16 protein-coding genes and 1 pseudogene are annotated in these 20,660 nt (G+C 66.1%); 12 read left to right on the forward strand and 5 right to left on the reverse strand.

Going from position 1 to position 20,660, the window contains the following annotated elements; translation table 11 throughout:
• Positions 1–320: 320 nt before the first annotated feature.
• A pseudogene (locus ACFW0H_RS01700) lies at positions 321–1,022 on the reverse strand (Na+/H+ antiporter NhaC family protein); the annotation flags it as partial.
• 274 nt (positions 1,023–1,296) lie between these two features.
• On the opposite strand from ACFW0H_RS01700, the gene ACFW0H_RS30140 reads away from it, so the two are divergent.
• Together ACFW0H_RS30140 and ACFW0H_RS01715 are read left to right on the forward strand one after the other, a co-directional pair.
• Positions 1,297–3,441 (forward strand): methyl-accepting chemotaxis protein, encoded by a 2,145-nt coding sequence (locus tag ACFW0H_RS30140; protein WP_459077278.1) that lies wholly within the window; start codon positions 1,297–1,299, stop codon positions 3,439–3,441.
• 316 nt (positions 3,442–3,757) lie between these two features.
• A complete protein-coding gene (locus tag ACFW0H_RS01715) occupies positions 3,758–4,354 on the forward strand; it encodes an NADPH-dependent FMN reductase (RefSeq protein WP_422912157.1) in 597 nt (198 codons plus the stop codon).
• A 103-nt stretch (positions 4,355–4,457) separates the two neighbouring features.
• Here ACFW0H_RS01715 and ACFW0H_RS01720 read toward each other — a convergent pair whose 3' ends face one another.
• Complete coding sequence (locus ACFW0H_RS01720) at positions 4,458–5,732, reverse strand: sigma-54-dependent transcriptional regulator (RefSeq protein ID WP_422912268.1); 1,275 nt, start codon at positions 5,730–5,732, stop codon at positions 4,458–4,460.
• A gap of 235 nt (positions 5,733–5,967) precedes the next feature.
• On the opposite strand from ACFW0H_RS01720, the gene ACFW0H_RS01725 reads away from it, so the two are divergent.
• The 8 genes from ACFW0H_RS01725 to ACFW0H_RS01760 all read left to right on the forward strand — a co-directional run bounded on the left by ACFW0H_RS01725 (position 5,968) and on the right by ACFW0H_RS01760 (position 16,075).
• A complete protein-coding gene (locus ACFW0H_RS01725) occupies positions 5,968–7,065 on the forward strand; it encodes a GNAT family N-acetyltransferase/peptidase C39 family protein (protein WP_422912158.1) in 1,098 nt (365 codons plus the stop codon).
• An 83-nt stretch (positions 7,066–7,148) separates the two neighbouring features.
• Complete coding sequence (locus tag ACFW0H_RS01730) at positions 7,149–9,023, forward strand: di-heme-cytochrome C peroxidase (protein WP_422912159.1); 1,875 nt, start codon at positions 7,149–7,151, stop codon at positions 9,021–9,023.
• Between the two features lie 41 nt (positions 9,024–9,064).
• The gene (locus tag ACFW0H_RS01735; RefSeq protein ID WP_422912160.1) at positions 9,065–10,216 is read left to right on the forward strand and encodes a catalase family protein; all 1,152 of its coding nucleotides are present in this window, start codon (positions 9,065–9,067) and stop codon (positions 10,214–10,216) included.
• A gap of 321 nt (positions 10,217–10,537) precedes the next feature.
• The gene (locus ACFW0H_RS01740) at positions 10,538–11,497 is read left to right on the forward strand and encodes a homocysteine S-methyltransferase family protein (protein WP_422912161.1); all 960 of its coding nucleotides are present in this window, start codon (positions 10,538–10,540) and stop codon (positions 11,495–11,497) included.
• Between the two features lie 198 nt (positions 11,498–11,695).
• Positions 11,696–13,075 carry an NfeD family protein gene (locus ACFW0H_RS01745; RefSeq protein ID WP_422912162.1) on the forward strand — a complete coding sequence of 460 codons (1,380 nt, stop codon included), beginning with the start codon at positions 11,696–11,698 and terminating at the stop codon, positions 13,073–13,075.
• A 2-nt stretch (positions 13,076–13,077) separates the two neighbouring features.
• Positions 13,078–13,845 (forward strand): slipin family protein, encoded by a 768-nt coding sequence (locus ACFW0H_RS01750; RefSeq protein ID WP_422912163.1) that lies wholly within the window; start codon positions 13,078–13,080, stop codon positions 13,843–13,845.
• A 134-nt stretch (positions 13,846–13,979) separates the two neighbouring features.
• The gene (gene ald / locus ACFW0H_RS01755; protein ID WP_422912164.1) at positions 13,980–15,101 is read left to right on the forward strand and encodes an alanine dehydrogenase; all 1,122 of its coding nucleotides are present in this window, start codon (positions 13,980–13,982) and stop codon (positions 15,099–15,101) included.
• A gap of 128 nt (positions 15,102–15,229) precedes the next feature.
• Positions 15,230–16,075 carry an EamA family transporter gene (locus tag ACFW0H_RS01760; RefSeq protein WP_422912165.1) on the forward strand — a complete coding sequence of 282 codons (846 nt, stop codon included), beginning with the start codon at positions 15,230–15,232 and terminating at the stop codon, positions 16,073–16,075.
• 47 nt (positions 16,076–16,122) lie between these two features.
• Here the strand turns inward: ACFW0H_RS01760 and ACFW0H_RS01765 are convergent, their stop codons facing one another.
• Entirely contained in the window at positions 16,123–16,473 is a 351-nt protein-coding gene (locus ACFW0H_RS01765; RefSeq protein WP_422912166.1) for an I78 family peptidase inhibitor, read from the reverse strand.
• A 172-nt stretch (positions 16,474–16,645) separates the two neighbouring features.
• Here ACFW0H_RS01765 and ACFW0H_RS01770 point away from each other — a divergent pair, with 172 nt between their 5' ends.
• Both ACFW0H_RS01770 and lpdA read left to right on the forward strand, forming a co-directional pair.
• A complete protein-coding gene (locus ACFW0H_RS01770; RefSeq protein ID WP_422912167.1) occupies positions 16,646–17,527 on the forward strand; it encodes a pseudouridine synthase in 882 nt (293 codons plus the stop codon).
• A gap of 151 nt (positions 17,528–17,678) precedes the next feature.
• Complete coding sequence (gene lpdA / locus ACFW0H_RS01775; protein WP_422912168.1) at positions 17,679–19,079, forward strand: dihydrolipoyl dehydrogenase; 1,401 nt, start codon at positions 17,679–17,681, stop codon at positions 19,077–19,079.
• A gap of 226 nt (positions 19,080–19,305) precedes the next feature.
• Here lpdA and ACFW0H_RS01780 read toward each other — a convergent pair whose 3' ends face one another.
• Both ACFW0H_RS01780 and ACFW0H_RS01785 read right to left on the reverse strand, forming a co-directional pair.
• Entirely contained in the window at positions 19,306–20,049 is a 744-nt protein-coding gene (locus ACFW0H_RS01780) for an anti-sigma factor family protein (protein ID WP_422912169.1), read from the reverse strand.
• A complete protein-coding gene (locus tag ACFW0H_RS01785) occupies positions 20,046–20,552 on the reverse strand; it encodes a sigma-70 family RNA polymerase sigma factor (RefSeq protein WP_422912170.1) in 507 nt (168 codons plus the stop codon). The genes ACFW0H_RS01780 and ACFW0H_RS01785 overlap by 4 nt, the downstream gene beginning before the upstream one ends.
• Positions 20,553–20,660 lie beyond the last annotated feature (108 nt).

Here is a 20,660-nt window from a genome sequence, read left to right on the forward strand (position 1 = left end):
GCGAAACGAAAAACCCGGCCAAGTGCCGGGTTTTTCATGGGCGTCATTCGGGGGTTCTGTTGCCCTGCACTACTTCGCGGTCATTGCGCGACTTCAATCGCGATGCAGGCAGATGCCCGTGGTGACTGGGTTACGTGGTGCTGATTATTCAAGCGGGCGCCAAGTAGGTTGGCGCTGAGCGAAGCGAAGCCCGACAAGGCGACGCTTGCGTCGCCCAAGGCCTCGCAGGAGTGGCCCTGCGGGTCACATGTTGGGCCTCGCAGGCTCGGCACCAACCTACGTCGCAGCCGTGCCCCACCGCCGGCCAGTGTTGGCGCGGTTCAGAGCACCATCGCCGCGGCCCAGCCAAAGGCCAGCAGCGGCAGGTTGTAGTGCAGGAAGGTGGGCACTACGGTGTCCCAGATGTGGTTGTGCTGGCCGTCCACATTCAGCCCCGCGGTCGGGCCCAGGGTGGAGTCGGAGGCCGGCGAACCGGCGTCGCCCAGGGCGCCGGCGGTGCCGACGATGCTGACGATGGCCAGCGGGCTGAAGCCCAGCTGCGCGCCGATGATCATCGAGTCCAGCCAGAACTGCATCGCGAAGGCCACCAGGATCGCCACGCCGGCCACCGCCAGGCTCAGCGGGTTGTAGGCCACGCCCACCTGCTCGGCCTCGGCGATATGCCCCAGGTCGTAGCTGCGTTTGCGGCGATAGCTGAAGAGCGCGACCAGCAGGTCGGACACCATGCCCAGGGCCGGTATCAACATCGCCTCGGTGACATTCACGCCGGTAACGTCGACGCCACTTTTCACCACATTCGCCAGCAGGATCTCGTTCAGGAAGATGTTGCCGAAGCCCACCGGCAGGAACATGTAGGGCGTGATCAGGCCGAAGGTGATCACGCAGGCGATCAGCCGGCGGTCGATGGACAGGCGCGTCAGCACATATAGCAGCGGCGGCACCAGCAACGGGATGAAGGCGATGTGGACCGGCAGGATGTTCTGCGAGGAGATGGCCACGCACAGCAGCAGCGCGACCAGCATGATCCCCACCGCCGCCACTACCGCATTCATCGCCACTCCTCTGGTTTCCAGACCACGCCGGCCGCGGACTTGCCGCGAAAAAAAAGCGCGCACTCTGCCGAAAGGTGGCCCCTCTGTCAAAAAGCGTTCGGAATATTGACCGGACTGTGCACAATTCTTGCCTGCAAATTCCGCCCTCGTGCATTCCGCACGGCTTTTCGTCGCCGGCACGTCAAGAAGTCGCCTCTGACGCCGACAACGAATGAAGTTCCGACGAGACAGAAGGAAGCCCTCGATGCCGTTCAATCGCTTGTCCATTCAGTGGAAGATCACCCTGCTGGCCGGCCTCTGCCTGTTGGCCATAGTGACCCTCCTGATCGGATCCGCCCTCTACCAGTCCAAGCGCAGCGCCAGCCTGGTGAAGGCCGACAGCAGCCAGATGCTCGAGCAGAGCGCACGCCTGCGGCTGCAGGCCCGTGCGGAGCTGCAGGCGATCCGCATCCAGCGCTATTTCATGGACAACTACCAGTACGGCAAAGGCTTCTCACGCCAGGTCCTGTTCCTCAAGGAACAAGCGGAAAAGCGCTTCCTCGACGCCTTCGACCTGCGTGAGGACCTGACCCGCCAGGTACGCACCAGCCTGGAGGCCAACCCGGAAATCCTCGGCCTCTACCTGGTCTTCGAACCCAACGCTCTGGACGGCAAGGACGAACTCTTCGAGGGCCAGCCCGAACTCGGCAGCAACGACAAGGGCCGCTTTTCCCTTTACTGGGCCCAGCCCACTCCCGGCAAGCTGGAGTCCGAGTCGATGAACGAGAAGATGCTCGCCGACAGCAGCACAGGCCCCAGCGGCGCGCCCTATAACGCCTGGTACACCTGCCCGATGAAGACCGGCCAGGCCTGCGTGCTCGACCCCTACTTCGATAACGTCGGCGGTCGCCAGGTGTTGATGACCAGCATTGCCTTCCCGCTGCTACTGAACGGCAAGACAGTGGCTGTCATGGGCCTGGACATCAGCCTCGAGCGCCTGCAGCAGCTGAGCGTGGCGGGCAACCACGAACTCTTCGACGGCAATGGCCATGTCAGCATCATCAGCCCCGCCGGCCTGCTCGCCGGTCACAGCCGCGACGCGTCGCTGCTCAGCGCCAGGCTGGAAAAGGCCTTCGGCGACAAGGCCGGCGAACTGGCCGGCAACCTGAACGCCGGCAATGCCGTGGAAATGAGCCATGACGGCATGCTGCGGGTGATGCAGCCGTTCAAGCCGATCCCTACCGCCGCGCCCTGGAGCGTCCTGCTGGAAGTGCCGCAGCAGGTGCTGCTGGCGCCGGCCCTGGACCTCGAGGCCAAGCTCGACCAGCAGGGCCGGGCCGCGAACTTTACCGGCCTGCTGGTCGGCCTTGTCGCCGCCATCGCCGGCCTGCTGCTGGTGTGGCTCACCGCCCGCGGCGTGACCCGCCCCATCCTCGGCGTCGCCACGATGCTAAAGGACATCGCCAGCGGTGAAGGCGACCTCACCCGCCGCCTCCACTACGCCCGTGAGGACGAACTGGGCGAGCTGGCCGGCTGGTTCAACCGCTTCCTCGACAAGTTGCAACCGACCATCGCCGACGTGAAACGCTCGGTGCAGGACGCTCGCAGTACCGCCGACCAGTCCGCCGCCATCGCCAGCCAGACCAGCGCCGGCATGCAGCAGCAGTACCGCGAAGTCGACCAGGTGGCCACCGCCTCCAACGAAATGAGCGCCACTGCCCAGGACGTTGCCCGCAGCGCCGCACAGGCCGCCGAAGCCGCCCGCGGTGCCGACCACGCCACTCGCGAAGGCCTCGGGGTGATTGGCCGCACCACCAGCTCCATCGAGCAACTGGCCAGCGAGATGAGTGCCGCCATGGACGAAGTGCAGGCCCTGGCCAGCAGCAGCGAGCAGATCGGTTCGGTACTGGAAGTGATCCGCGCCATTGCCGAGCAGACCAACCTGCTGGCGCTCAATGCCGCCATCGAGGCTGCCCGTGCCGGCGAAGCCGGGCGCGGCTTCGCCGTGGTGGCCGATGAAGTCCGCAACCTCGCCAAACGCACCCAGGACTCGGTGGAGGAAATCCGCCAGGTGATCGAAGGCCTGCAGCACGGCACCCGCGAGGTGGTGGGGTCGATGCACAGCAGCCATCGCCAGGCACAGGGCAGCGTGGCGCAGGTCGAACAGGCGGTGGCCGCCCTGAAGCGCATAGGCGAAGCCGTGACCGTGATCACCGACATGAACCTGCAGATCGCCAGTGCCGCCGAAGAGCAGAGCGCCGTGGCCGAGGAGATCAATCGCAACGTGGCGTCGATCCGTGACGTCACCGAAGCCCTCTCCGGGCAGGCCGAGGAGTCGGCCCAGGTCAGCCAGTCGCTCAATCGCCTGGCCAACCAGCAGCAGGGATTGATGGATCAGTTCCGCGCCTGATACCGCCGTGGCTTTCTTTTGTAGGGGCGAATTCATTCGCCAAGCAGGCCGCAGGTCTGCCCCTTGGAATTCCCTGCAGCTCCAAACCTCCCTCACCCCCGTCCCCTCTCCCAAAGGGAGAGGGGTGACTCGCGCCGGCACCGCCCAGCCAGACGACTGAGCCTGTACCTCTGTAGGAGCGAATTCATTCGCGAATGCAGGACGCAGTCCTGCCCCTCGCTCTACAAAGGAGCAGCCCTTCTCCCTTGCCGAGCCGCAAAGGTCCGGCTAGCCTCCCCGCGCTTTCAACAAGGAATCCCTGAACAAGGAACCCAAGATGCTGAACATCGTCCTGATCGCCGGCTCCAGCCGCGCCAACAGCCAATCGGGCAAGGTCGCCCGCTTCATCCGCCAGCGCCTGATCGACCTCGACAAGGCCAGCCCCAGCTCCTGCAATATCATCGACCTCGGCCAGGGCCCGCTGCCCCTGTGGCCGGCCGAGGACACCGGCCCCTGGACCGACTACCAGCAGTTGCTGCGCGACGCGGATGCCGTGGTAGTGATCGCCCCCGAGTGGAACGGCATGGCCTGCCCGGCGATCAAGAACTTCTTCATCTACGCCAGCAAGGCCGAGCTGGCCCACAAACCGGGCCTGCTGGTAGGCGTCTCCTCCGGCATCGGTGGCGGCTACCCCATCAGCGAACTGCGTGCGTCCAGCTACAAGAACTGCCGCCTCTGCTACCTGCCGGAGCATCTGATCGTCCGCGGCGTCGAAAAAGTGCTCAACGAAACCGACCCGGTGAGCGAAGACGACCAGCGCATCCGCGCCCGAATGGATTACGACCTGGATATCCTCGCCCGCTACGCCGAGGCGCTGAAGCCGGTGCGCGCCGCCATCGACATTAGCCTCCCGGCCTTCGCCAACGGGATGTAACCAACGCGCTCCTGTAGGGGCGAATTCATTCGCCAAGGGCAGCGCAGCTGCCCCCCGGGATTTCCGAGGGCAATCCTGCGGACTGCCTTGCGAATGATCTCCCCTATAACAACTGATGCTTGTGCAGCAGCCGATAGAAAGTCGGCCGCGACACTCCCAGCACCTTGGCCGCATGGCTGAGGTTGCTGCTGTAGTGGGCCAGGGCATCGCAGAGCGCCTGGTACTCCGCCCGGCGCTTGTAATCCTCCAGCGTTCCCAGCGGGGCGCCGTCCGCCGGCGAACTCTGCAGCCCCAGGTCATCCGCCTCGATCTGGCCACTCTCCGCCAGGGCATAGCCACGCCGCACCCGGCTGGCCAGCTCGCGTACGTTCCCCGGCCAGCGATGGCGAGACATGGCTGACAGCGCTTCCTCGCTGAAATGACTGGGCCGGCGCCCGGCCTCCAGGCTGTAGAGATCGGCGAAGTAGCTGGCCAGCAGGGCGATGTCGCCCTGGCGCTTGCGCAGCGGCGTGATGCAGAGGCGGTTCTGCTCGAGCCACAGGCGCAACCCCGGGTCGAACCGCCCCTGCTCCACCAGCTCGCCCAGCTCTTCCCGGGTCGACGCCAGCACCCGCACGTCCAGCGGCAGGCCCACCCCATCGGCATGGCGCAGCGTCCTGGTGCGCAGGCAAGCCAGCAGGCGCTCCTGTTGGCCCAGGGGCAATTCGCTGATGGCATCGAGGAACAGGGTGCCGCCATTGGCCGACGCCAGCTTGCCCTGATGACCGAACAACAGGCTGGCGGTCTCCGGTTCCGGCAGCACGCCGCAGTTGAAGCTGACGAACGGCTCTGCCACCCGTCGCGACATCCGATGCAGGGTATGCGCAACCAATTCCTTGCCGCAGCCGCTTTCCCCGCAGATGAGCACCGGCTTTTCGCTCGGTCCCAGGCGCGCCAGCTGCTTGCGCAATTCCCGCGCCGGCCGGCTCTGGCCGAGCAGCTCATGCTGGTCGCCACGGCGGGTGCCGATCCCGCGCAGGCGTGCGATGCCAAAGGCACGGCCGAGCAACCCCTGCAGCCGAGGCAGGTCCACCGGCAGGGCAAGGGCATCGAAGAACCATTCGCCAATGAACTCATCGAGGCCCGAATGGGCTTCGGTGTAGGGATCGATCAGGGCGATCCACTCGGTGCCGCTGCGGCTGATCAGGTGCTTGACCCCTTCCGGTTGCTCCAGGTGGTCGATGCGCAGACGCAGAAGCCCAATGTCGTAGCTCGCCGCCAGGGCCTGGTCCAGACTCTGGCTGGAGACAGACCAGCCAGCCTCCACCAGGAATGGCAGGAACTGCCGGCAATGCTCGCAAGGGTCGACCACCAGTAGACGTCGCGGTGCGGCGGAAATGAGGTCCAAGGTGTGCGCTCCTTGACGTCAAAAATTTGATTTATCAATAAAAACAATAGGTTGAACGGGCTACTTGTAACGCTAGCAAGAACCTTGACGGGCTATGGAACGTTTTTCTATAGACCCGATTCCCATTCGGGATTAAATCGGGCGGCCACCCCCGGGAAGCGTCTCGACAGCGTTCCAATCCGGGCCAATACTCGTGCGATTCCTTCCCTGCCTTGCGGGGCCTGCCATGAATCTTCTGTTGCGTCCCGCCACGCTCGACGATCTGTCGGCGCTGGTGGAACTCGAAAACCGTTGTTTCGAGCCCCCGCGCCTCGGCCGGCAGCAGTTTCGCTGGATGCTGGTAGAAGCCAATGCCAGCCTGAAGGTCGCCGGGGGTGACGGCCAGATCCTCGGCTACGCCCTGGTGCTGTTCCGCCAGGACAGCACCCTCGGCCGCCTCCATTCCATCGCCACCGACCCGCGCGCCCGAGGCAACGGTATCGGCCAGCGCCTGCTGGAGGCGGCCGAAGCCTGTGCCCGTGAACACCAGTGCGCATACCTGCGGCTGGAGGTATGTCCGGAAAGCCGCCAGGCCGTGGCGCTGTTCGAGCGCAATGGCTACAGCAGCCTGGGCCTGTTGCCGGACTTCTTCCCCGATCACCGTGACGCCCTGCGCCTGGAAAAGCGCGTGGTCTGCCATCCACAGGCGTTGCAACGTCACGTGCCCTACTACCACCAGACCACCGAGTTCACCTGCGGCCCGGCCTGCCTGCTGATGGCCATGGGCGCCCTGGACGGCTCGATTTCGGGCAACCATCAGGACGAATTGCGTCTCTGGCGCGAGGCCAGCAGCGTGCACATGCCCGGCGGGCATGGCGGTTGCGGCCCCCACGGACTGGCCCTGGCGGCCTGGCGACGGGGTTACCGGGTCAGGTTGCACCTGAGCCACCAGGGTCCCTTGTTCCTCGACGAGGTGCGCGATGCCGGCAAGCGCGAGGTGATCCTCCAGGCCCACGAGGACTTCTGCAGCGCCCTGCAGGACACCGATATCGAACAGCACCTCAGCGATGAACTGGACCTGGGGCCGCTGCTGGAAGCCGGCGGCCAGCCGCTGGTGCTGGTGGACGGTCATCGGCGCAGCCGCAGCCGGGCGCCCCACTGGGTACTGGTCACCGACTACGACCGCGCCTTCGTCTACCTCCACGACCCCAATGCCGAACGCAGCCTGCAGAGGCGGCCCCAGGACTGCCAGCACGTGCCCGTCACCCACCAGGAGTTCGAGCGCATCAGTCGCTTCGGCCGGGCCAAGCAACGCGCCGCCGTGGTGCTCTATCCAAAGCCTTAGCGCATTTGCGTAATAGCACCTTGCCAACATCCCTGTCTGTTGGCATAAGCTAGGAAATTTCCCCGAGCTACAAGGAAGTACCGATGCACGCCCTTCGTCGTGTCCTACTGCTGGTGCTGGCATTGGCCCTGGCAGGCCTGGCGCTGGTCCTCTACTACATCGCCAACCCCAACCTGCCGGCGTACCAGCCCCCCACCCAGCTGCACTACCTCGACCAGTGGAGCGCGGCGGAACGCCAGACCTACTACTACACGCCCCAGGGCACCACCGTTAAGGGCCTGCGCTACGAGTGGTTCACCGCCCTGGAACTGCCCTTCTCCAGCGACCGCTTCGCCCGTCCTGAATACCTGGCGCGCTTCGGTTTCCTGGTCGACCCGCAGCAGAAACCCACCCCGCTCAACCCTGGCAACCTGCCAGTGGGCATGGCCCGCCACGAAGACGAGAAGAGCGGCAGGCAGTACCTGGATATCAGTTGCGCCGCCTGCCACACCGGCGAGTTGCGCTACAACGGCCAGGCCGTGCGCATCGACGGCGGCGCCGCCCTGCACTCCCTGGCCTCCACCGTGCCCACCCTGCGTGGTGGCGGCTTCGGCCAGGCACTGGGCATGAGCATGGCCTTCACCTACTACAACCCGCTCAAATTCAGCCGTTTCGCCAAGGAGGTACTCGGCGACGGCTACCCCCAAGGCAAGGAAGCGCTGCGCGCCGAGTTCAAGCAGGTGCTGGACCGCCTGCTCGCCACCGCCTGGAACGACTTCCACCGCGGCCTCTACCCCACCGAGGAAGGCTTCGGCCGCACCGACGCCTTCGGCCGCATCGCCAACAGCGTGTATGGCGACGCCATCAGCCCGGACAACTACCGGGTCGCCGATGCCCCGGTGAGCTACCCGCACCTCTGGGATATCTGGAAGTTCGACTGGGTGCAGTGGAACGGCTCGGCCATGCAGCCCATGGCGCGCAATATCGGCGAAGCCCTCGGCGTGGGTGCCAGCCTGCACCTGTTCCAGGCGGACGGCGGCCAGGTCCCGGAGGCGGATCGCTATGCCTCCAGCGTGCGCGTGCGCGACCTCCACACCCTGGAAGAAACCCTGAAGAAACTGACCCCGCCCGGGTGGCCGGAAGCGGTCTTCGGCAAGATCGACCTGCCCCGGGCCAGCCAGGGCCGCGCCCTGTTCGTGGAGAACTGCGCCTACTGCCACGCACCCAACGTGGTGCCAGCGGAACAACGCATGGCGCCCGGCCGCAACCCGGAATGGCACATGCGCATCGTACCGGTCGACATCGTCGGCACAGATTCCACCACCGCCGACAATATCGCCGACCACCGCTTCGACATCAGCAAGCTGGGCTGGACCCGCGAGCAATTGGCCAAGCTCGACGTCAAGCTGTTCGGGGCCAGCCTCGACCAGGTGGATTTCAGCAAAATCTCCAGCGCCAAGGGCCTGGCCTACATCACATCCTTCGTCGAAGAACAGGCCTACAAGCAGGCCGGAGTTTCCGGCGAAGAACGCGCGCGCATGGACGGCTTCGGCCTGCCCATCGGCGTGCAGGAAAAGCGCGGCTACAAGGCGCGCCCGCTGGATGGCATCTGGGCCACCCCGCCCTTCCTGCACAACGGCTCGGTGCCGACCCTGTTCCAGGTGCTCTCACCGGTCAGCGAGCGGGCCAACCATTTCCATGTCGGCAGCTTCGAGTACGACCCGAAGTTCGTCGGCTTCCAGACGGCGGCCTTCCCCGGCAGCTTCCTGCTGGACACCTCGGTCAAGGGCAACGGTAACCGCGGCCACGAGTTTCGCGATGGCTGCCGCAAGGACGGCGTGATCGGCCGCTTCCTGCAACCGGACGAGCGCCTGGCGCTGATCGAGTACCTCAAGGTGCTGGGCAACCCGGAACTGGAAAGCCGGCTCACCCCGGTGCAACCCCGCCCCTGGACCCCAGGCCCCGCGTGCGAGGGCTGAGCCCTCGCCACCCCTGAAGCAGACAAAGGATTCAAGCCCCCATGCTCATACGCTTCTGGCTCTGGCTCGGCCGAGTACTCGTCAAAAGCTCCCTCGTCCTGCTGGTGGTCGGCCTTGGCGGCTGGCTGCTGGGCGAGGCCTACTACGGCTGGAAGTTCTCCGGCCCGGCGCCCACCGAAGAGGTCGTACCCGCCGACGAAGCGGCCCAGACCCGGGCCATCATCGACGACGCCATCCGCATCGTCGAACAGCACCGCGACAATACCCGCGTACTGCGTGACGCCCATGCCAAGGCCCACGGTTGCGTGAAGGCCGAGGTGACCGTGCTGCCGGATATCGACAGCGGCCTGCGGGCCGGCGTCTTTGCCGAACCGGGCAAGACCTGGAACGCCGTGATGCGCCTGTCCAACGGCAACGGCTTCCCGCAATTCGACAGCGCACCCGACGCCCGCGGCATGGCCATCAAGCTGCTCGACGTGCCCGGTGAGAAGCTGATGAAGAGTCCGACCCACGCCAATGAGCAGGACTTCGTGATGTTCAACCATCCGGTGTTCTTCGTCCGCGACGTGGCCGAGTACCGGCAGAACTTCAACGCCCAGGCCAATGGCGAGAAGGTCCGCGCCTTCTTCCCCGGCTGGGACCCGCGCAGCTGGGAAGTCCGCCACCTGATCATCGCCCTGAAGACCCTGGCGCCGGCACCGGACAGCCCGATCGACGCCACCTACAGCTCCATCGCGCCGTACAAGCTGGGTCTGGCGAACATCAAGTACCGGGTCATCCCCGACCCGCAGAGCTGCCCGCCCTACCAGTTGCCGGAGCAGAACACCGCGCTGCCCAACTTCCTGCGCAACGCCCTCTACCAGCAGCTGTCCCTGGACCGCGTGCCGGCCTGTTTCGCCTTCCAGGTGCAGCAGCAGAACGCCGAGCACTACATGCCGATCGAAGACACCAGCGTCGAATGGGACGAGGCGATTTCCCCCTTTGTGACCGTCGCGCGAATCAAGGTCCCGGCCCAGGACTTCGACAGCCGCGAGCAGAACCTCGCTTGCGACAACCTCTCCTTCAACCCCTGGCATGGCCTTGCGGAACACCGCCCCATCGGCGGCATCAACCGCCTGCGCAAAGCGGTGTATGAAGCGGTGAGCGCCTATCGGCACGAGCGCAACGGGGCGAGCGACGCGACCAGGCCCTGAATCGAAGGTATTTCTGCCTTGCCAATGGGGGCGATTGCGACCGTGTAGGGGCGAATTCATTCGCCCCTACATTTGTTGGTTCCCCTCACAAACCATACCTGCCTCAACCTCGGCCCCACCCATCAGTCCATCTCAGCCGCGCCCCGCGCTGGTGCTAGCCTTTTTTGGTACGCACCGGGCGCCCAGCGCCCGCCCGGCGCACCGCCTGCGGGCCAGCCCACACACTACGGAAACCGCCCGAGGCCAGCCTGGCTGTCCGCCCCGCTTTCGATCCGAAGCCTGTCCGGACAGCGAACGTCCACAGGTCACGGAGTCAAGGCCATGGCCCAATATCGCAGCGCCCTACCGCAACTGGAGGGCGAACTGTTCCTGACTGATGGCGGCATAGAGACCACCCTGGTCTTTCACGAGGGCATCGCCCTCCCGGATTTCGCCGCATTCGTACTGCTCAACTATCCCGATGGCCAGGAGGCCCTGCGCAAGTACTTTCGCGCCTACTGCGCCATCGCCAGCCACTACGGCACGGGTCTGGTCCTGGAAAGCCCCACCTGGCGCGCCAACCCCGACTGGGCCAATCACCTCGGCTTCACGCCCCAGGGGCTGGCCGCGATCAACCGCCAGGCCATCACCCTGCTGGAGGAGTTGCGCTGTGAAGTCGAGAGCGGCCGCACGCCAGTGGTGATCAGCGGCTGCATGGGTCCGCGCGGCGATGGCTACACACCTGACGAAGCCATGGACGAATTCCAGGCCCAGCAGTACCACAGCGAACAGCTCGGCCTCTTCGCGGAATCCGCCGCCGACATGGTCACGGCCCTCACCATGAACTATGCGGAGGAAGCGTTGGGGATCGCCCTGGCAGCCCGCGAGGCACGCATGCCGGTGGTCATCTCCTTCGCCTTGGAGACCGATGGCCGGCTACCCACCGGGCAGGGACTGCAGGAAGCCATCGAGCAGGTGGACAGCGCCACCGCCAACTACCCCGCCTACTACATGATCAATTGCGCCCACCCGGACCACTTCGACGATGTGCTGGTGCCCGGCAGTCGGTGGGTGCAGCGCATCCGCGGCCTGCGCGCCAACGCCTCGCGCAAGAGCCACGCCGAACTGAACGAGGCTATCGCCCTGGACTGCGGTGACCCGGAGGAGCTCGGTGCCCAGTACGCCGCCCTGCGTCGACGCCTGCCGCATCTCAACGTGATGGGGGGTTGCTGCGGTACCGACCAGCGCCATATCGAACAGATCGCCAAGGCCTGCAAGCCGTTGTTCCGCGCTGCGCTCTGACCACTGGCGGTCACGAACCCTGTAGGGGCGAATTCATTCGCCAAGCAGGCCGTAGGCCTGCCCTTGGACTCCGCAGGGGCTGCTACGCAGCCCTTGGCGAATGAATTCGCCCCTACAGTCGCCTGCTGTTCCGCTCCAAAAAACCAACCAGACCTCTCAACTATGCTGTAAGTGAAAACGGCGTGGCGGGAGGCGTTCATGATCCGCTGGTTGCTAAGCAGGCTCCTGTGCCTGGCTATGTTATCGCCCGGCACGCTGCTGGCCGCCGGGAGCGTCACCGTGCTCACGGTGGATGGCCCCATCGGCCCGGCCACGGCTGACTACCTGACCCGCGGTATCGAACGCGCAGAGGAAGACAAGGCGCAGCTGGTCGTCATACAGATCGACACCCCCGGCGGGCTGGACACCTCCATGCGCAGCATCATCAAGGCGATCCTCGCCAGCCCGGTGCCGGTGGCCAGCTTCGTCGCCCCAAGCGGCGCCCGCGCGGCCAGTGCCGGCACCTACATCCTCTACGCCAGTCATATCGCCGCCATGGCCCCGGGAACCAACCTGGGTGCCGCAACGCCGGTGCAGATCGGCGGCATGCCCGGCCAGCCGGAAGGCGACAAACCGACCGGCGACAAGGACGGCAAGCAGGACAACAAATCCGCACAGCCCGGCAACGAGGAAACCCTCGCCCGCAAGCAGGTCAACGATGCCGCCGCCTATATCCGCGGCCTGGCGCAGATGCGCGGACGCAATGCCGAGTGGGCGGAACGCGCGGTGCGCGAGTCGGTCAGCCTCTCCGCCGCCGAAGCCGAACGCCTGAAGGTGGTGGACCTGCTGGCCCATGACGTCGCCGACCTGCTGAAGAAGCTGGACGGCAAGACGCTGGAAATCGCCGGACAGAAACTCACCCTGGCCACCGCCGGCGCCCCGCTCGTCCAGCGTGAACCGGACTGGCGCGCGCAAATCCTCGCGGTGATCACCAACCCCAGCGTCGCACTGATCCTGATGATGATCGGGGTCTATGGACTGATCTTCGAATTCTCCAACCCGGGCAGCGGCGTCGGCGGCGTGATCGGGGGTATCTGCCTGATCCTGGCCCTGTACGCCCTGCAGCTGCTGCCGGTGAACTTCGCCGGCATCGCCCTGATCCTGCTCGGCATCCTGTTCATGGCCGCCGAGGCCTTCATGCCCAGCTTCGGCATCATCGGCTTTGGCGGCATCGCCGCCTTCGTGGTCGGCGCGGTGATCCTGATCGACACCGAAGTGCCCGGCTTCGGCATTCCCCTCTCGGTGATCATCACCGTGGCGCTGTCCAGTGCCCTGCTGATCTTCGCCATTCTCGCCATGGCCGTCGGCGCCCGCCGGCGTGCGCTGGTCAGCGGCGACGCCGGGTTGGTGGGCAGCCAGACCATCCTGCTCGAGCTGATGGCGAACGACCCGCGCAGCGGCTGGGTGCAGTTGCAGGGTGAGCGCTGGCAGGTACGCAGCGAATCCCCATTGAGGAGCGGCCAGCGCGTACTCGTGTTGGCGCGCAACGGACTGTTGCTGGACGTCATGGCGGCTGAAGGTCCGCCCGAAGGAGACTGAACATGGCCTTTCCGCTGAGTTTTGCCACCCTCCTGTTCCTGCTGATCGTGCTGGCGGTTTCGGCCATCCGCATCTTCCGCGAATACGAGCGAGGCGTGGTCTTCCAGCTCGGACGCTTCTGGAAGGTCAAGGGACCGGGGCTGGTGCTGATCATCCCCGCCATCCAGCAGGTGGTGCGGGTGGACCTGCGCACCGTGGTGCTGGACGTCCCCCCCCAGGACGTGATTTCCCGCGACAACGTCTCGGTGAAGGTCAACGCGGTGGTCTACTTCCGGGTGCTGGACCCGCAACGCGCCATCATCCAGGTGGAGAACTTCCTCATGGCCACCAGCCAGCTGGCCCAGACCACCCTGCGCGCGGTGCTCGGCAAGCATGAGCTGGACGAGATGCTGGCCGAGCGCGAACGCCTCAACGTCGATATCCAGCAGGCCCTGGACTCCCAGACCGACGCCTGGGGTATCAAGGTTTCCAACGTCGAGATCAAGCACGTCGACATCAATGAATCCATGGTCCGCGCCATCGCCCGCCAGGCCGAGGCGGAACGGGAGCGGCGGGCCAAGGTGATCCACGCCGAAGGCGAGCTGCAGGCCTCGGAGAAACTGATGCAGGCCGCCGAAATGCTCAGCCGCCAGGCTGGCGCCATGCAGTTGCGCTACATGCAGACGTTGGGCTCCATCGCCAACGACAAGACCACCACCATTGTCTTCCCCCTGCCAGTGGACTTGCTCGGCGGCATTGCCAAGGGTGGGCGAAAGGACCAGGAAAGCTGACAGGATTCCCGAGAGCGCCTGTTTTCCCCGCAATTTTCAGGGAGATTCCCTGAAAAGCCGCCACTATTCGGCGGAGGCGCGGTGGCCGGGTTTCTACACTTGTTGAAAGGACAACAAGAACCCTGGAGGTCGTCATGCGTATCGGAGTGCCGAAGGAGATCAAGAACCACGAGTACCGGGTCGGCCTGACACCTCAATCGGTGGCCGAGCTGACCCGCCTGGGGCATGAGGTCTGGGTGGAGACCCGGGCCGGCGCCGCCATCGGCTTCGCTGATGAGGACTACCAGGCGGCCGGTGCCCGGGTGGCGGGCAGCGCCGCCGAGGTCTTCGAGCAGGCCCAACTGATCGTCAAGGTCAAGGAACCCCTGACCCAGGAACGTGCCCGCCTGCGCCCCGAACAGACCCTCTTCACCTACCTGCACCTGGCCCCCGACCGGCCCCAGACCGACGAGTTGATCGCCTCCGGCGCCACCTGCATCGCCTATGAAACCGTCACCGACAACCACGGCCGCCTGCCACTGCTGGCCCCCATGTCGGAAGTGGCCGGGCGCATGTCGATCCAGGCGGGCGCCAGCTGCCTGGAAAAAGCCCGGGGGGGCCGTGGCGTGCTGCTCGGCGGCGTGCCCGGCGTGGCCCCCGGCAAGGTGGTGATCCTCGGCGGCGGCGTGGTCGGCACCCATGCCCTGGCCATGGCGGTGGGACTGGGCGCCGACGTCACGGTGCTGGACAAGAGCATGGACGCCCTGCGCCGCCTGGACTCCCTCTACGGCAACCGCATCACCACCCTCTACTCCACCCACGGCACCGTGCGTGAACAGGTGCTGGCGGCAGACCTGGTCATCGGTGGCGTGCTGATCCCCGGTGCGGCCGCGCCCAAACTGGTCACCGCCGAAATGGTGGCGCGAATGCAGGACGGCGCGGTGCTGGTGGACGTGGCTATCGACCAGGGCGGCTGCGCCGAAACCTCGCGCGCCACCACCCATGCCGAGCCCACCTATGTGGTGGACAACGTGGTGCACTACTGCGTGGCCAACATGCCCGGGGCGGTGGCGCGGACCTCCACCCTGGCGCTGAACAATGCCACGCTGCCCTTCGTCATCGCCCTGGCGCAAAAGGGCACGCGCAAGGCGCTGGAAGAAGACCTGCACCTGCGCCATGGCCTGAATGTGGCCAAGGGGCGCCTGACCAACGGCAGCGTCGCCGCGGCCCACCACATGGACTACGTGCACCTGGAGGAGATGCTCAAGCAGCTCTGAGTTCAGGGGTCGTGCTAGACCCCGGTGACCACGGCGCAGCAGGCGTCCTAGGCCCTCACCTGCGTCGTGGTCATTTTTATGTCCCATCCACCAACCCGGCTTCTTGAAGCGCACAAGGACAGTCCCGCGTGGAAACCCCGGTCTTTCTCCTGGTCCTCACCGCCGCCGCCCTGCATGCGGGCTGGAACGCCCTGCTGAAAATCGGCCTGGATCGCTTCCTCACCGCTTCGCTGATCCAGATTGCCGCCGGCGTGGTGGCCCTGGCCGCCCTGCCCTTCGTTGCCATACCCAAGCCGCAAGCCTGGCCCTGGATCGGCCTCTCCGCCCTCTTCCACATCGGCTACAACAGCTATCTGGCCCGCGCTTACCAGCACGGCGACCTGGGCCAGGTCTACCCACTGGCGCGCGGCAGCTCGCCGCTGCTGGTGGCGCTGCTGTCGGTGGCCCTGCTCGGGGATCGGCTGAGTCCCGGCGAGTTGGTGGGCCTGCTGGTGCTGGTGGGCGGCATCTGGCTGATGGCGGTGCGCGGCGGGCGTGGCGCCGCTGGCATCAACGCGGAGCTGTTGGGCTGTGCCCTGATGACGGCGCTGTTCATCGCCGGCTACACCCTCGCCGATGCGAGCGGGGCCCGGCGCAATGGCGACGCGCTGTCCTATTCGCTCTGGCTGTTCACGGTGAATGCCCTGGTGATGGCCTTGGTGATCGCCATCACCCGCGGCCCACGGACCTTCCTGCAACTGGGGCCGCATTGGCGCGGCGGCCTCGCGGGCGGGGCGATGTCCCTGGCGGCCTACAGCATCGCCATCTGGGCCATGACCCGGGCCCCGGTGGCGCTGGTTTCCGCACTGAGGGAGACCAGCGTGCTGTTCGCCCTGCTGATCGGCGCGCTGCTGCTCAAGGAGCCGCTGCCGCCGATCCGCTTGCTGGCCTGCGGGGTCATCGCCGCCGGGGTCGTGCTGCTGCGAGCGCTTTGACAGGTCGCTGGCTGAACCCGGCGACGCGGCCGGGTTCCGACGGTTCGCTAGCCGCAGGTGAACTGCTTGACGACGTCGGTGGCATCCACGTCGATATTCAGCCGGCGGGAGTTGTAGTCCATGGTCATCGGGTCCTGGGGCCGCAGCACCCGGGCGGTCTCGGCACCGGCCTGGCGCTTGGCCTGTTCCACCAGGGCAACGGTGGCGGTCTTGCCCACCAGCGAGGCCACCGCGGCGGCGTCGCAGGTACCGGACACGGACGGCGCAGCGGCACTCGTAGACTCTTCGGCGGCGGCCGGCGCGACGGCAGCGGGGGCCGCGGGCTTGTCCGCCGAACTGCAACCGGCCAGGAGCAGGCCGGCCAGGGCGAGACTCAGGGAAATCGACTTGAAGTACATACAACGGTCCTCTTCTGAACGAATATCCTGGCGTGCGCCTGCAATGGACCTTCCATCGCAGCGGGGCTCCTGCCCGCTGGCGCACGAGGAGGTGCATTCTATCCTCCAGCTTTGACTCCGGTCAGTCAGGTGCGGCCTAATGCCCCGCTCCTGAAACTCGCCGATACACTCCATGTCCCGCACCCCGAGCATCCGCCCCAGCACTCTCCACCTCCCCCAGGGCGAGTGGCGCACCGTACTGGATTGCCTCTGCGACCGTTTTCCCGCCATCTCCCGCGAGACCTGGCTGGAACGCATGGCCGGCGGCAAGGTGACCGATGGGCAGGGCCAGCCCCTCGGGCCGGAGCATCCCTACCAGGTCGCGCTGCGGGTGCATTACTTCCGCGAGGTGAAGGGAGAAAGGTCCATTCCGTTCCAGGAACAGGTCCTGCACGTCGATGAGCACCTGGTGGTAGCCGACAAGCCCCACTTCCTGCCCGTGATGCCAGCGGGCGAGTACGTTGAGGAAACCCTGCAGGCGCGCCTGACCCGGCGCCTGGGCAATCCCCACCTGGTGCCGCTGCACCGCATCGACCGCCACACCGCCGGCCTGGTGCTGTTCTCCGCCAACCCGGCCAGCCGCAACCTCTACCACGCGCTGTTCCGCGACCGGGAGATCGACAAGCGCTACGAAGCCATAGCCCCGGCGCTGCCTGGTCTCGGCTTCCCGCTGCTGCGGGAAACGCGCCTGGCCAAGGGCGAACCCTTCTTCCGCATGCAGGAAGTGCCCGGCACGCCCAACACCCGTACCCGTCTGGAGGTGCTGGAGAAGCACGGCGACCTCTGGCGCTATGCCCTCACCCCCATCACCGGCAAGCAGCATCAGCTGCGGGTGCACCTGGCCGCCCTCGGCGCGCCCATCTGCAACGACGGCTTCTATCCGGACCTGACCGACAGGGGCGGCCCGGACGACTACCAGCGTCCCCTCAAGCTGCTGGCCCGCGACCTCGCCTTCGACGACCCCATCAGTGGCGAACCACGCCGCTTCGAGAGCCGCCTGCGCCTGGACTGGTAAACCCCAGCGAACGCTACCGCGCTTGACGAGTGATATGACGGAAACAATATTACAAGCATAATTCAAACAGGATGCGACCCGGCTGGAAGGCTGCGGGTTGTCCACTAGGCTTGAGCTTTCCCTTTAGGACTTTTCGACCGGGGTACTTCCCATGAGCGCATATGACGTGGTGGTGGTAGGCGGCGGCCCAGGCGGCTACAACGCGGCGATCAAGGCCGGCCAGTTGGGCATGAAGGTGGCATGCGTCGAGGGTCGTGAAACCCTGGGCGGCACCTGCCTGAACGTCGGCTGCATGCCGTCCAAGGCCCTGCTCCATGCGTCCGAACTCTTCGAAGCGGCCTCAGGCAAGGAATTCGCCACGCTCGGCATCCAGGTCCAGCCCAGCCTCGACCTGGCGCAGATGATGAAGCAGAAGGCCGAAAGCGTGGCCGCCCTGACCAAGGGCATCGAGTTCCTCTTCCGCAAGAACAAGGTGGAATGGGTCAAGGGCTGGGGCCGTATCGACGGCGCCGGCAAAGTGGTGGTGACTGCCGCCGATGGCCAGCAGCAAACCCTGGAAACCCGCAACATCGTCATCGCCACCGGTTCCGAGCCGACCCCGCTGCCCGGCGTGACCATCGACAACAAGCGCATTCTCGACTCCACCGGCGCGCTGTCCCTGCCGGAGGTTCCCAAGCACCTGGTGGTGATCGGTGCCGGGGTGATCGGCCTGGAACTGGGCTCGGTCTGGCGCCGCCTGGGTGCCCAGGTGACAGTGGTGGAATACCTGGGTCGCATCTGCCCCGGCCTGGACGATGAAACCGCCAAGACCCTGCAGCGCGCCCTGACCAAGCAGGGCATGAGCTTCAAGCTCAGCTCCAAGGTCACCAGTGCCAAGGCCGGCAAGAGCGCCGTGGAACTCGCCATCGAACCCGCCGCCGGCGGCCTGGCGGAAACCCTCAAGGCCGACTATGTGCTGGTGGCCATCGGTCGCCGCCCCTACACCGAAGGCCTGGGGCTGGAGAGCGTAGGCCTGGCCACTGACGCCCGCGGCATGCTCGCCAACGAGCGCCACCAGACCGGCGCGCCGGGCGTCTACGTCATCGGCGACGTCACCTCTGGCCCGATGCTCGCGCACAAGGCCGAAGACGAGGCCATCGTCTGCATCGAACGCATCGCGGGCCAGGCCGCCGAGGTGAACTACAACGTCATCCCCAATGTGATCTACACCCGCCCGGAAGTGGCCAGCGTGGGCAAGAGCGAGGAACAGCTGAAGGCCGAGGGCAGGCCCTACCGGGTCGGCAAGTTCCCCTTCACCGCCAACAGCCGGGCCAAGATCAATCACGAGACCGAAGGCTTCGTCAAAGTGCTGGCCGATGAGCGCACGGACGAAGTGCTGGGCGTGCACATGGTGGGCCCCTGCGTCAGCGAAATGATCGGCGAGTACTGCGTGGCCATGGAGTTCTCGGCCTCGGCCGAAGACATCGCGCTGATCTGCCACCCCCACCCGACCCGCTCCGAGGCCCTGCGCCAGGCGGCCATGGACGTGCATGGCGGGGCGATGCAGGCCTGATCCCATCCCTGGCAGCCAGGTAATGGCGTAGGAGCGAGCTCTGCTCGCGAATCCAGCGCGGAGGTCTTCGCGAGCAGAGCTCGCTCCTACAACGGGGGTCCCTCACCAGGCTCAGTCCAAGATAGGGTCGGGCGGCGTTCCGCGAGCGAAGCGATACCCATCCTACCTTTGATGATCCCTCTCTCTTCAGGGAGAGGGGCCGGCGGACCAATGCGGCACCAAAGGCTCAGAACGCCAGCGCCCGCCCCAGCACCTCCCCTCGCGGATCTCCTTCCCGGCTCACCAGCGCGTAGTTGTAGCCGTCCCGCGACCAGTAGCGCGCTTCCAGCTCGCCATCGGTGCGCTGCCCTTTCTGCATGCGCGGGTAGAGCAAACCCGGCGCGCGCAGGTAGAGGCTGACCCGCTGCCCCTGGCCATCCTCGAACAGCAGCAAGGCTGCGGCACCCTGCTCGGTCACCAGCCAGCGTCCGCCCACCGGGGTGAAGCCATAGGGGCTGAGGTCGGGAATCCGCGCCGCATGGCTGAAGCGCTGGTCCAGCCAGGCCTGCAACTCGCCGGGCCGGCGCACCTGGATGTCCACCACCGGGCTGGAGGCGAATAGCCGGTGGGCCTGCAGGGCATCCTGCATGGGCGGGTTGGCCGCCAGCAGGCTCATGTCCCGGGCCTGCCAACCGCCCAGGCCGCCCGCCCCCAGGGCCAGTACGAAGGACGCCGCCAGGGCCAGGCGACGCCGCTTGCGGGTGCGCAGCGAAGCCCGAATCGCCAGCGGATCGAGGCGTGGATTGAGCGCCATGCCGTGACGCGCCAGGGCTGCGCGAAGCTGCTGGGCATCGCGCCGCCAGGCCTCCACCTGGGCAGCCACTTGCGGATTGGTCGCCAGGTAAGCCTCCACCGCCTGCTGCTGCTCGGCATCGAGCTGGCCGTCGAGATAGGCGTGCAGATCGTCGTCGCTGGGATGGAATGCATTCATTTGAGTACCCGCAGCTGAGGGTTGGATATCTCGCCCTCGGCCAGTTCGCGCAACGCCTTGCGTGCGCGGGACAGCCTGGACATTACGGTGCCGATGGGAATCCCCAGGGCCTCGGCAGTCTCCTTGTAGCTGAGCCCTTCGACGCTCACCAGCAGCAACAGCGCGCGTTGCTCCGCCGGTAACCGGCCGAACGCCTCCAGGGTGGCCTGGTTGACCACCAGCTCCTCGGTGGACGGCGCTTCGTCGCGACAGACGCCGAAGAACTCCAGCAGCCGCGCATGGCGGCGGGCCCGGCGCTGACCGTCGAGGAACTGCCGGTAGAGAATGGAAAACAGCCAGGCACGCAGATTGCCGTCACCCTTGCTGCTCCACCTGGAAAGCGCCCGCTCCAGAGTCGCCTGGACCAGGTCGTCGGCACTGCTGGCATTGCGCGTCAGCCACAGCGCGAAGCGCCGCAGCCGTTGCAGCAACTCCCGTAGTTCCGCGTCATCGATCATGTTCATGGCCTGGTCTTGTGTCTCTCGCCAATTGTGCGACGGAAAGACGCACGAGCCGGGATTTTATTCCCGGATGGGAATAAGGCATCGCCCAGTGCGTCTCACCGGCTCATG

Origin of the sequence: Metapseudomonas cellulosilytica (assembly GCF_049334135.1) — a bacterium.
Lineage (GTDB): Bacteria > Pseudomonadota > Gammaproteobacteria > Pseudomonadales > Pseudomonadaceae > Metapseudomonas.